At 63.2% G+C, this 11279-nt stretch carries 8 protein-coding genes and 1 tRNA gene; 4 read left to right on the top strand and 5 right to left on the bottom strand.

The features are described from left to right. Window positions 1-514: 514 nt before the first annotated feature. The 5 genes from BGO16_RS03485 to BGO16_RS03465 all read right to left on the bottom strand — a co-directional run bounded on the left by BGO16_RS03485 (window position 515) and on the right by BGO16_RS03465 (window position 6583). Window positions 515-604: transfer RNA gene (locus tag BGO16_RS03485), tRNA-Ser, on the bottom strand. A gap of 355 nt (window positions 605-959) precedes the next feature. Beyond that, the gene (locus BGO16_RS03480) at window positions 960-2432 is read right to left on the bottom strand and encodes a trehalose-6-phosphate synthase (RefSeq protein WP_292617210.1); all 1473 of its coding nucleotides are present in this window, start codon (window positions 2430-2432) and stop codon (window positions 960-962) included. Between the two features lie 181 nt (window positions 2433-2613). Continuing rightward, window positions 2614-4407 (bottom strand): glycoside hydrolase family 15 protein, encoded by a 1794-nt coding sequence (locus BGO16_RS03475; protein ID WP_292617209.1) that lies wholly within the window; start codon window positions 4405-4407, stop codon window positions 2614-2616. Next, window positions 4404-5195 (bottom strand): trehalose-phosphatase, encoded by a 792-nt coding sequence (gene otsB, locus BGO16_RS03470; protein ID WP_292617212.1) that lies wholly within the window; start codon window positions 5193-5195, stop codon window positions 4404-4406. Before otsB ends, BGO16_RS03475 begins: the two co-directional genes overlap by 4 nt. An 11-nt stretch (window positions 5196-5206) precedes the next feature. Then, window positions 5207-6583 (bottom strand): MFS transporter, encoded by a 1377-nt coding sequence (locus tag BGO16_RS03465; RefSeq protein WP_292617211.1) that lies wholly within the window; start codon window positions 6581-6583, stop codon window positions 5207-5209. Between the two features lie 491 nt (window positions 6584-7074). On the opposite strand from BGO16_RS03465, the gene BGO16_RS03460 reads away from it, so the two are divergent. The 4 genes from BGO16_RS03460 to BGO16_RS03445 form a co-directional block, all read left to right on the top strand. Next, the gene (locus BGO16_RS03460) at window positions 7075-7713 is read left to right on the top strand and encodes an OmpA family protein (RefSeq protein WP_292617208.1); all 639 of its coding nucleotides are present in this window, start codon (window positions 7075-7077) and stop codon (window positions 7711-7713) included. Window positions 7714-7910: 197 nt separating this feature from the next. Continuing rightward, window positions 7911-9437, top strand: a complete 1527-nt coding sequence (locus BGO16_RS03455; RefSeq protein WP_292617207.1) for a caspase family protein — start codon at window positions 7911-7913, stop codon at window positions 9435-9437. Window positions 9438-9536: 99 nt separating this feature from the next. After that, window positions 9537-10409 (top strand): efflux RND transporter periplasmic adaptor subunit, encoded by an 873-nt coding sequence (locus BGO16_RS03450; protein ID WP_292617206.1) that lies wholly within the window; start codon window positions 9537-9539, stop codon window positions 10407-10409. Beyond that, window positions 10409-11279 (top strand): efflux RND transporter permease subunit (locus BGO16_RS03445; RefSeq protein ID WP_292617205.1); only part of this gene is annotated, 871 nt, incomplete at its 3' end. The genes BGO16_RS03450 and BGO16_RS03445, both read left to right, overlap by 1 nt.

Below are 11279 nucleotides of genomic sequence, written 5' to 3'. Positions count from 1 at the left end.
ATCGGATACCTCAGCCCGGTTGAGTTCGAACGAAAGCTGGGTTTAGCTTAACTGGCTGTCCATCAAACCGGCAGCAGCTCAGTGATGGACAGTGGGATCGGAAGGCGAAGCACCATTTAGTCGCGGGTGTCGGTCAGAAGGCCGCTGCGGAGGCCGCGAGAGCCAAGGCTGCACAGAAGGCCGACGACCTCGCACCAATCATTGCCGAGATCAGGAAGGCGGGCGCGGGGTCTCTGAGGGAGATCGCGAAGGCCCTCACCGCGCGTGGCATTCCGCAGCCGCGCGGGAGCATGGGCGCGTGGTCGGCGGTGCAGGTGTCCCGAACGATTGCGCGGATGTGAGCCTCGGGGTGGTTGAACCGCTTCATGCTGGGGTAGCGCGGGGCCGCTGGGATATTTTCATCTTTGTCTCCCTATCAGTGTTTTTGCACATTGGGGGACACAATGGGGGACATGGCCCAGTGGCCTCTTTACAAGATATTGAAATATATAGATATTATAGTACGGCGTGAAGGTGGCGGAGAGAGTGGGATTCGAACCCACGGTACGGTTTCCCGCACACACGCTTTCCAAGCGTGCGCCTTAAGCCACTCGGCCATCTCTCCGGGCGCTTTCTCATGACGGGACGTGCCGGCTTTTGCAAGAGAGCGAGGCCCGGATGCGCGGATTTTCCATAAATACATGAATAGCCTCATGTATTTTTCTGCTTGAATGGGTTCGAGGGACCCTCGGGGTCGAATGTTCGTGTCGCCACCCGCTACGACAAGCTGGCGCGCAACTTCGAAGCGGCCGTCAATATCGCCGCTGTCATAACCGGGTGGACCAATTGAGTCTGGAGCGGAGAGAGCGTTTTCAAGCGAAGTGGGGACCGGTTCGCGAGAGGAAAACGCGTCAAATCAAAACATAAAGCTCCGCTTCTGATTCCATCAGAATCGGAAAGGCTCCAGAAGCGGGATAACTTTAGTGAACGCGCGCGCCGCTGGGCGAGCCGACCACGTGCAGCGGCCACGATTTCGGCGACTCGACGGCGGGCAGGTCGCTTGCCGAATTCTTATTTGAAGCATGCGCATCCTGGAGCGCATCGGAGAAATCGGTAAACCACTGCTGAATGGTGCCGGCGCGCAGCTTCCGCATCATGGCTTCCCAGCGCATGCGGCGTTCCGTCAGCGGCATCGAAAACGCCGTGGCAATCGCGCGCGCCATGCCATCGATTTCGTGCGGATTGACCAGCAGCGCCGCCTGCAATTCATTCGCCGCGCCCGCGAACCTGGACAATACCAGTACGCCCGGATCGGCCGGATTTTGCGCGGCGACATATTCCTTGGCGACGAGATTCATGCCGTCATGCAGCGGCGTCACCACGCCCACGCGCGCGGTGCGATAGAGTCCGGCCAGCACCGTCTGATTGAAACCCCGGTTGAGATAACGGATTGGCATCCAGTCGGCCTCGCCATGCCGGCCGTTGACGTCGCTGACGAGCTTTGCCAGTTCGCTCTGCAAGTTTCCGTAGGCTTCGATCGTGCCGCGAGAGGGGGTCGCGATCTGCAACAGCGAGACGGTGCGCCTCAGCGCCGGTTGCGACGTCAACATCCGGTCGAATGCGTTGATCCGGTTCACCAGTCCCTTGGAATAATCCATACGGTCGACACCGATCGCCAACTGTTCGCCGTTCAGGCTGCGCCGCAACCGCGACACGTCGGGATGGGTGATGGCCTTGGCGGCCTGCACCGCGAATTTCTCCACATCGATTCCGATCGGGAACACCGCGCAACGCGACTTGCCGTAACGCGACGTCACCACGCCGTCATCGATCTCCAGGCCAAGCTCGGACCGAAGATAGCCGAGGAAATTCTCGCAATCATCGTCGGTCTGGAATCCGATCAGATCATAGGCGAGCATCGCCTCGACCAGTTCACGATGATTCGGAATGGCGCCCACGACGGCGCGCGCCGGCCATGGCGTATGCAGGAAGAAGCCGATCGGATTCCGGACACCGAGATCGCGCAACTCGGCGCCAAGCGCCAGAAAATGATAGTCCTGAATCCAGAACGCGGTGTCCGGCTTGCGGAACCTCATCAAGGCCCGCGCCATGAAGGCGTTGACTTCGCGGTAGGACTGATAATCATCCCGCGATGCGCGAATGAGATCGGATCGGGAGTGGAGCGCCGGCCACAGCGCAGAGTTGGCGAAGCCCTCGTAATATCCGCCGTAATGCGCCGCGGGCAGGTCGAGCAACGCCAGCGCGCCCGCGCCCAGGGCTTCGACTTCCGCAAATGAATCCTTATGCACCCCGTCGCGCACCCGGCCGCTGGAACCCACCCAAATCGCGCCCGATTTTTCAACAACCGGCAGCAGCGCCGCAGCAAGCCCGCCCGTCAAGGGCTCATTAGCCCGCGCGCGCGCTACGCGATTTGAAACGACAACGAAATTCACAAGGTCCCCTCCTGATTTTTCAGCCCATTTGTAAACGTTCGTTCATCAATATGGTTCCTCGCCCCCTTCCAACCAAATTGACGCCAAATTCGGGCAAATTTGAACGATAATAGGAGTTCCCGAACGGCGAAGAATGAATTCGTTATCGTAACGAGGTTTAAGGCAAGTATCTTTCATTCGATCAACTGCGCCAGTATCGATCTTCCCAGTTCCGCGACAATCTCATGCCGGTGAGGATCAATCCCGCCATGGAATAAGTCTGCGGAAAATTTCCGAACAACGCGCCGGTTTTCGGATCCACGTCTTCCGACAGCAGGCCGAAACGATTGCGGTGCGCGAGCGCATCCACGAAAGCTTCCCGCGCTTCCTCGCGACGTCCGAGTGCCCACCACGCGTCGATCAGCCAGAAGCGGCAGATCAGGAACGCGGTCACCGGAACGCCGAAGTCGTCTTCCGCGGCGTAGCGCATCATATGCTTCTCGCGCAGCAACTCGCGTTCCATGGCGGCGACGGTTTTCACAAATCGCGGATCGTCGACCTCGCAGACGCCGAGTTCGGGCAACAGCAGCACGCTCGCGTCGAGATCATCGGAGCCGAACGCGGCGGTGAAAGCCTCGCGTTTCGGATTCCAGGCGCGATCGATCAGTTCGGCATGCAGCGGGTCGGCGACCGCATTCCAGTGCGCCGCGCGTTCCGACAGGCCAAGCCGTTCCGCAATGGCCGCAAGCCGGTTGACCCCGGCCCAGCACATCGCCGCGGAATGGGTATGAACGCGCTGTCGGCCGCGATACTCCCAGATTCCGGCATCGCTCGTCATCGCGACCCTGGCCGCCTTGTGGCCGAGCGATTCGAGCAGGGCGAACAAGCTTTCATCACCCGGGCGCGGCAACCGGCGATCGAAGAACAGCGGCAGCGCCGCCAGGATGGCGCTGCCATAGGTGTCGTGCTGTTTCTGATCGACCGCGGCATTGCCGACGCGCACCGGCCCGTCGCCGCGATAGCCCTGAAGATCAGCGGCGGTCCACTCGTCCAGCGGCAGGTTCGGGACCACGCTGTAAACCGGCTTCAGATCCTCGTCGGGATTGGATGCGATCGACAGTGTGAAGCCGATGAAATCCTCCATCGTCCGCGTCGCGCCGACCCGATTGAGCGCCTTCACCACGAAATAGGCATCGCGCAGCCAGCAATAGCGATAATCCCAGGTGCGGCCCGAGCCGGGCGCTTCCGGAATCGAGGTGGTGTGCGCGGCGATGATGCCGCCGGTCTCCTCGAAGTTCGACAGCTTGAGGGTGATCGCAGCGCGGATGATGGCTTCCTGCCATTCATAGGAAATGTAGAGACGCCGCACCCAGCCCAGCCAGTAGGTCTTGGTCTCCTCGGCGAAACGCTGGGCGGTCGAGGCCAGGTCGCCGGGAAAGGCTTCGTCGTTGCCGAACACGAGATGCATCGGCCGCGTCAGAACGAACGGCGTTTCGTTTTCAATCAGGGCAAGCGGCGCGTCCGTGGTCACGCGGATCGCCGTGTCGTCTCCCCCGATGTAGCGGATGTGATTGCTGCCCATCGAATGCCGCCTGAGCGGCTTGCCGTAGGCGTGCGTCGGCCGGATACGAATCGTGATGCGGGGCAGGCCCGCGACGGGCTCGATGATGCGAAACAACTGCGGAGGACGAAAGATGCGGCCATACTGTCGGAAGCGCGGCGCAAAGTCGGTGACGCGCACCGCATTGCCGCGGCTGTCGGTCAGGAGCGTCGATACGATCGCTGTGTTGCGGACATAGTCAGACTGGTAATCGGCCATGCCGTCCAGCACGACATCACTGAAACCCTTTTCCTCGTCTCCCGCGAGCAGGCGCGAGAACACCGGGTCGGCGTCGAAGCGCGGGAAACACCACCACACCAAACGTGCGGTCGGATCGACCAACGCCGCCGTGCGGCAGTTGCCAACGACGGCGAGATCGAGGCCATGATCGATCATTCCGCGGCAGCCCGTTCGTCGTCGAGAAGACGGCCCAGCCAGGCCCTGACCTCATCCGGCGCCTGAAAGTGGCCGTCGACGCCCTTGGCGCGCCGTCCCACCGAAAACGACAGTCCTTTCAGATCCGGCATGATCGCGAACACCGTTTCATCGGTCACGTCGTCGCCGATGAAGACCGGCCGCCGTCCCTTGAAGGGCTCGTGATTCATCAATTCGCTCACGCCGGTCGCCTTGGTGAATCCGGAATGCTTGATCTCGCAGACGAACTTGCCGGGCAGCACCTCGATCGGCGCGTTGGGCAAGTCGGCGCGTATCGCCGATACCGCATCATAAATCGCCTGCTCGGAATCCGGAGCCTTTCTGAAGTGCAGCGCCAGCGAGTAGCCCTTGTTCTCCACGAGTATGCCGGCATGCAATTCGGCGACCGCCGCGAAACGCCGCATCAAGTCCTCGTTCATCGGCGGCGCCTGCGCGGCCACAGCCTCGCTGTCCGACGAGATGCGCATCTCCGCGCCATGGCCGCCGACCGCCGGAAGCAGCATCGGGGCGAATATCCGGTCGATATCTTTGAGCGATCGCCCGCTGACCAGCGCCAGCGCGCCATCCGTCCGCTCCAACAGCCGCGACAGCGAGTTTGCGAGCCCCGGCGGCACCCGAACCTCGCTCGGGGACGGCGCGAGATCAAGCAGCGTGCCGTCGATATCGAGCAATAGCGCGGTTGTGCGCAACGGCGGCATAAGAGGTCGGTCGTCGGCCACGAAAGCGGTTTTCTTCTGCACGGTTTCCATCAAATCCTGATTCATCGCGACTCCACAGCGGCAAGCGGCGACGCCACCGATTCCAGCGGGCGTCGCTCGGCGGCAATTCCGTATCGCCAGCCGATCAGCGCGGCGGCGATCATCAATGCCGATCCCAGGCAATACCCCGCGAACACGCTGTCACGCGAACCGCTGTCGATCAAGACCCCGAACAGCGCAGGACCGGCGACGCCGCCGATTGCCGTCCCGACGGCGTAGAACATCGCGATCGCCAGCGCCCTCACTTCAAGCGGAAAGGTCTCGCTGACAGTGAGATAGGCCGCGCTGGCGGCCGGCGAGGCAAAGAAAAAGATCACCATCCACGCGATCGTCTGGGTCTGCGCGGTCAGAACGCCGGCGGCGAAAAGATAGCCCGATACGGCCAGCAGAACCCCGGATATCCCGTAGGTGAAGGCAATCATCGCGCGGCGACCGAGCGTATCGAACAGCCGCCCGAGCAGCAGCGGGCCAAGAAAATTGCCCGCCGCGAACGGCAGGATGTACCAGCCGATCCGTTCCGGGGGAATGTCGAAGAACGTCGACAGCACCAGCGCGTAGGTGAAGAAGATCGCATTGTAGAAGAACGCCTGCGCGATCATCAAGGCAAGGCCGACCAGCGACCGCTGCCGGTATACGGAGAACAGCGTCCGCGCCACCTCGCGCAACGGCGTGTGATCGCGCATGCGAAGCCTGATCGTCGGCCACGCCGCGCCGGCGGCCACACCCGAATAACGAGTCGCCATCCGTTCGATGTCGGCGACGATGCGGACCGCTTCATCCGGCCGTCCGTGAACCATCAGCCAGCGCGGGCTTTCCGGAATCCATAGTCGCATCACAAACACCACCAGTCCCAGCACTGCGCCGGTCAGGAACGCAAGCCGCCAGCCCAGTTCGGGATCGATCACCAGCGGATCGAGCAGGACGATCGCGCCGACCCCGCCGAGCGCGGCGCCGACCCAGAAACTGCCATTGATGGTCAGATCGGTCCATCCGCGATAACGCGCCGGCACCAGTTCCTGGATCGTCGAATTGATCGCAGTATATTCGCCCCCGATGCCCGCGCCGGTGAAAAACCGGAACAGCGCGAAGCTGCCGATATTCCATGACAGCGCGGTCGCCGCCGTCGCGGTCAGATAAAGAGCCAACGTGACGAAAAAAAGTTTCTTGCGCCCGATCCGGTCCGTCAGCCAGCCGAAACCCAGCGCGCCGAGCACGGCCCCGATGAGATAGGTACTGCCGGCGAGACCGATATCGAAGTTGGTGAATTGCAGCGTCGGGCTGTCCTTGAGCGCGCCGGACACCGCACCGACGAGCGTCACCTCCAGCCCGTCCAGTATCCAGGTAATTCCGAGGGCTGTCACGACCCGCGTATGAAACATGCTCCAGCGAAGGCCGTCGAGCCGCGCGGGAATGTCGGTCTCGACGATCCCGTCCGCATATCGGGTTGATGATTGTGCTTGGATGGTCGCCAAAATTGCACTCACCTCGCGCCGGCCGGCGCTTAAGCTCGCCCCGTGCATCAGAAGCGCGGGTTGAGAGCGGCTCGAATGGAGCAGCTTGCCGGCGATCATCCTTTCTCGGTTGCTGTCTTCGGGTGCGGTCCTTGGCTGGAGGATAGCAACGCGGAAACACTGTCCCGGTTCCATGGCAGCCGACCTGGAAGGATCGCGCGCGGGCTAGCATTGATGCGCCGGGACGCATTGAATAGTCTTGAACGAATCCGGACCCGATGACGTCAAACCAAGGCCGCCGGGGCCGCCAACCTTTTAGACCGGCGTGATGCAAATCACAGTATGGCCTGACACCCCCGGCGCAGAGTGCGGCAGCCGCCCTCGTATCGGGGCGGGCCATGAAGGACAGGGAGAAGATCATGTCTCGTCGGATGACACCCGGAAAAACACTGGGAGCAGCCATGCTGGCGGCCGGCCTGACCTTGATCGCAGCACCGCAGGGCGTCTCGGCCGAGGACCTCTCCGCACAGCAGATCATCGACGGGCTGAAGGTTTCGCGGACGCGAAGCCTGAGCGCGCCCGCACAGCCCGCGCTGACCCCGGGCGATCTGGACTTCGTCAAAAGCGTGCGCGGCAGGACCCGCTCGCTGTCCATGGGCGACCGCGATCATCTGGCGGCAATCGCCGCCAATCGTCCGAAGATCGATCTGGACATCAATTTCGATTTCGATTCCGCGGCCCTGACTCCACGCACAGAACCGCAGTTGCACAGCCTCGGAAAGGCGCTGACGAGCGACGAACTCGCCGGCTCCGTCATCATGCTCGGCGGCCACACCGACGGCAAGGGATCCGACGCCTACAACCATGATCTGTCCGAACGCCGCGCACAAGCCGTGAAGCGTTTCCTCATCGAGACCTATCACATCCCCGCGGCGAACCTGCTCTCCGCCGGATATGGAAAAGAGGGATACAAGAATCCCGCAGACCCGTTCGCCGCGGAAAATCGCCGCGTCGAGGTCGTCAACATGGCTGCGAAAGACCAGGCCGAGAAAAAATGACGCCATAAGGCGCATCATCGCAAGCCGTCCCATGCCTGCCCGCGCCACGCAGTGCGGTCGACCGACGCGTCACGAGCGATATTCACCAGGGGTTAACAAGCGCCACGCCGCCGGTTTGAAAACGCCGATTGCGTCATATAAGGTCGTCAGGTCGCCACGGCGCGGACTGGAACGGCATCTCACTGGACGGGCGTCGCATGACCATTCGATTTGCTGGCGTGGTGGTGTTGATGCTGACGATGCTGCCTGCGATGGCTCCGGCGGCCGCATCGACCGCGATGGAAAAGGGCAGCGCACGGATCGCGCTCGTGATCGGCAACGCCAGCTATCCCGATAGCGAAGCGCCGCTCAAGGAGCCGATCAACGACGCCCGCGACGTTGCCGACGAACTCAAGCATGACGGGTTCGACGTCGAGACCGGCGAGAACTTGACCGGCGAAGCCATGCGCCACGCGCTTCAACGTCTTTACAGCCGCATCAGGCCCGGCAGCGTCGCGCTGATCTTCTTCAGCGGATATGGCATCCAGTCCGGACGCCAGAGCTTTCTCATTCCGGTCAACGCGCAGATCTGGACCGAAGCGGACGTTCGCCGTGACGGCTTCAGCCTCGAGACCATCCTGGGCGAGATCAACAACCGCGGCGCCGGCGTCAAGATCGCGCTGATCGACGCATCGCGCCGCAATCCGTTCGAGCGTCGCTTCCGCAGCTTTTCGGCGGGTCTGGCGCCGGTCATCGCGCCGAGCGGCACGCTGGTGATGTATTCGGCGGCGTTGAGTTCGGTGGTCGGCGATACCAGCGCCGATCACAGCCTGTTCGTCGGCGAATTGCTCAAGGAGATTCGTGTTCCCGACCTGACCGCCGAGGAAACGCTTAACCGCACCCGCGTCGGTGTGACGCGAGCTTCGCGCGCCGAGCAGGTGCCGTGGATTTCGTCGTCTCTGGCCGAGGATTTCTATTTCATTCCCGGCCAGCATGGCACTCCCGGCGTCGCCGCAGCGCCACCGTTGCCGTCCTCCCCCGAGGTTGAGGCCGTCACAGCGCAGCCGCCCATCGCGCCTTCGCCTGCACCACCACCCGTCGCAGCCGCTCCCACGACGCCGCCGACCGTTGCTTCAAGGCCGCCGGCGGACGCGCCGCGGCCTGAACCGCCACCCGCTCACGTCACGGCACCCGCAGCGGCGACGCAGGCGCCGACCCAGGTTGATGCGAAGACCACGCTCGCGCTGGCCGACGATCCGACGATCAAGTCGCTCACCTCCACAATCGCCGCCAACCCAAAAGACGCCAACGCTCTCTACCGGCGCGGCCAGGTCTATGCCGGCAAAGGCGCCTATGCGCCCGCCATCAAGGATTTCGATGCGGCGATCCGGCTCAATCCGAAGGACGCCGAGGCCTACAACAATCGCTGCTGGACCCGGACCGTGATCGGCGAGTTGCAACCCGCGCGGCGCGACTGCGACGAGGCGCTCAGGCTGCGGCCGGGATTCGTCGACGCACTGGACAGCCGCGGCCTGCTCAACCTCAAGAGCGGCGCGACCAAAAACGCGATCGCCGACTTCGATGCCGCGCTGAAGATCAACCCGAGACTGACCTCATCGCTTTACGGAAGAGGCCTCGCCAGACAGCGCAGCGGCGCAGTAGCCGAGGGAAATCTGGACATCGCCAATGCCAAAGCGATGGACCCCGACATCGAGAAGGAATTCGCCGGTTATGGCGTGCGCTGATGCTTTGGTTCAGTCATGAACCATCATCCGTTGCAGCCCTCGGCGTGCCATGGAAGAACTGCGGGCGACTTTCGGATTCCGGATATGGGCGTGCGATGCATGCGTGAAGTCGCGACCGGCCTGTTGCTCGGCGCGCTGACGGCCGCGATCAGTGCCGCGAGTCCCTCGCGCGCCGCGGATGACAGCGGCGCTCCCGTGACCGTGGCCCGCGCGGCCAATGCCTGCTTTTCCGACCTGGTCCGCGTGACCGGCTTTGCCGTCCCGCGCCGGGAAGCCGTGGTCATTCCGGACCAGGAAGGCTCGCGCGTGACCGACGTGCTGGTGCGCGAAGGTGACACGGTCACGCTCAATCAGGAACTGGCGAAGCTGACCCCGCCTCCCGGCAAATCAGGGCCGATCGTCCTGCGCGCGCCGACGGCCGGTCTCGTGACCGAGGTTCACACCGCCGTTGGGGCGCCGGCCTCGCCACAGGCTCCGCCGATGTTTCGGATCGCGGTCAACAGCGAGATCGAACTGAATGCCGAGGTGCCTTCGATCCACGTGCTCAAGCTCAATCCCGGCGCGAGCGCGCGCATCAGCCCGGAGGACGGACCGGACCTGGTCGGGCGTGTCCGCCTGGTGTCGCCCGAGATCGACCGCAAGACACAGATGGGCCACGTCCGACTGTCGCTGAACACTGACCAGACCTTAAGGATCGGAATGTTCGCGCGCGTCAACATCGACGCCAGGCGCAGTTGCGGCGTGGCCATTCCCCGCTCCGCGATCGATCACCTGACGGTCCAGGTGGTGAACGGAGATATCGTGGAGACGCGGCGCGTTCGCACCGGACTGACGTCCGACACAGCCATCGAAATCCTCGAGGGACTGAAAGTCGGAGACATCGTCGTGGCCGATGCCGGCACGTCGCTGCATGACGGCGACCGGGTCAAGGCCATGTTCGCCGATGATCTCGATCGATCGCGAGCCCGTTGATGACCCTCAATGTTTCCGCCTGGTCGATCCGACACCCGCTTCCGTCCGTCGTCTTCTCGATCATCCTGTTGTTGCTGGGCTGGGTCAGCTTCACCAGGCTCGCGATCACGCGTTTGCCCAATGCGGATATTCCCGTTATTTCCGTCGCCGTTTCGCAATTCGGCGCGGCGCCGGCCGAACTCGAGGGGCAGGTCACCAAGACCATCGAGGACGGCGTTTCGGGTGTCGAAGGCGTCCGGCATATTTCATCGTCGATCACCGACGGCCTGTCGGTGACCACGATCCAGTTCGCGCTGGAGACCAATACCGACCGGGCGCTGAACGACGTCAAGGACGCCGTGACGCGCGTTCGCGCCAATCTCCCGCAGAACGTCAACGAGCCGCTGATCCAGCGCGTCGACGTCATCGGGCTGCCGATCGTCACCTATGCCGCGATCTCGCCGGGCAAGACGCCCGAGCAACTGTCGTATTTCGTCGACGACGTGGTCAAGCGCGCGCTGCAGGGCGTACGCGGCGTCGCGCAGGTCGAGCGCATCGGCGGCGTCAAGCGCGAAATCCTGGTGTCGCTCGATCCGGACCGCCTGCGGGCTGCCGGGCTGACGGCAGTCGACGTCAACCAGCGCCTGCGCGGCACCAATGTCGACGTCGCCGGAGGACGGGCGGAGATCGGACAGAACGATCAGGTCATCCGGACCCTTGCAGGCGCCAAGACCATCAGCGAGCTGGCGGGAACGATGATTTCGCTGCCGGCGGGCGGCGAGTTGCGGCTCGACGATCTCGGCACGGTGACCGACACCATCGCCGACCGCCGGACCTTCGCCCGCTTCAACGGCGAGCCCGTGGTCGCGCTCGGCATCAAGCGCTCCAAGG

Source organism: Nitrobacter sp. 62-23, assembly GCF_001897285.1.
Classification (GTDB): Bacteria; Pseudomonadota; Alphaproteobacteria; order Rhizobiales; family Xanthobacteraceae; genus Nitrobacter.
This window is presented reverse-complemented; position numbering and strand designations above follow the sequence as displayed.

Bases quoted from the DNA above. Each gene is read 5' to 3' on its own strand.
- BGO16_RS03475 (WP_292617209.1), bottom strand. From the start codon at position 4,407: ATGATCGATCATGGCCTCGATCTCGCCGTCGTTGGCAACTGCCGCACG.
- BGO16_RS03465 (WP_292617211.1), bottom strand. From the start codon at position 6,583: ATGTTTCATACGCGGGTCGTGACAGCCCTCGGAATTACCTGGATACTG.
- BGO16_RS03450 (WP_292617206.1), top strand. From the start codon at position 9,537: ATGCGTGAAGTCGCGACCGGCCTGTTGCTCGGCGCGCTGACGGCCGCG.
- BGO16_RS03460 (WP_292617208.1), top strand. From the start codon at position 7,075: ATGTCTCGTCGGATGACACCCGGAAAAACACTGGGAGCAGCCATGCTG.
- BGO16_RS03455 (WP_292617207.1), top strand. From the start codon at position 7,911: ATGACCATTCGATTTGCTGGCGTGGTGGTGTTGATGCTGACGATGCTG.
- otsB (WP_292617212.1), bottom strand. From the start codon at position 5,195: ATGGAAACCGTGCAGAAGAAAACCGCTTTCGTGGCCGACGACCGACCT.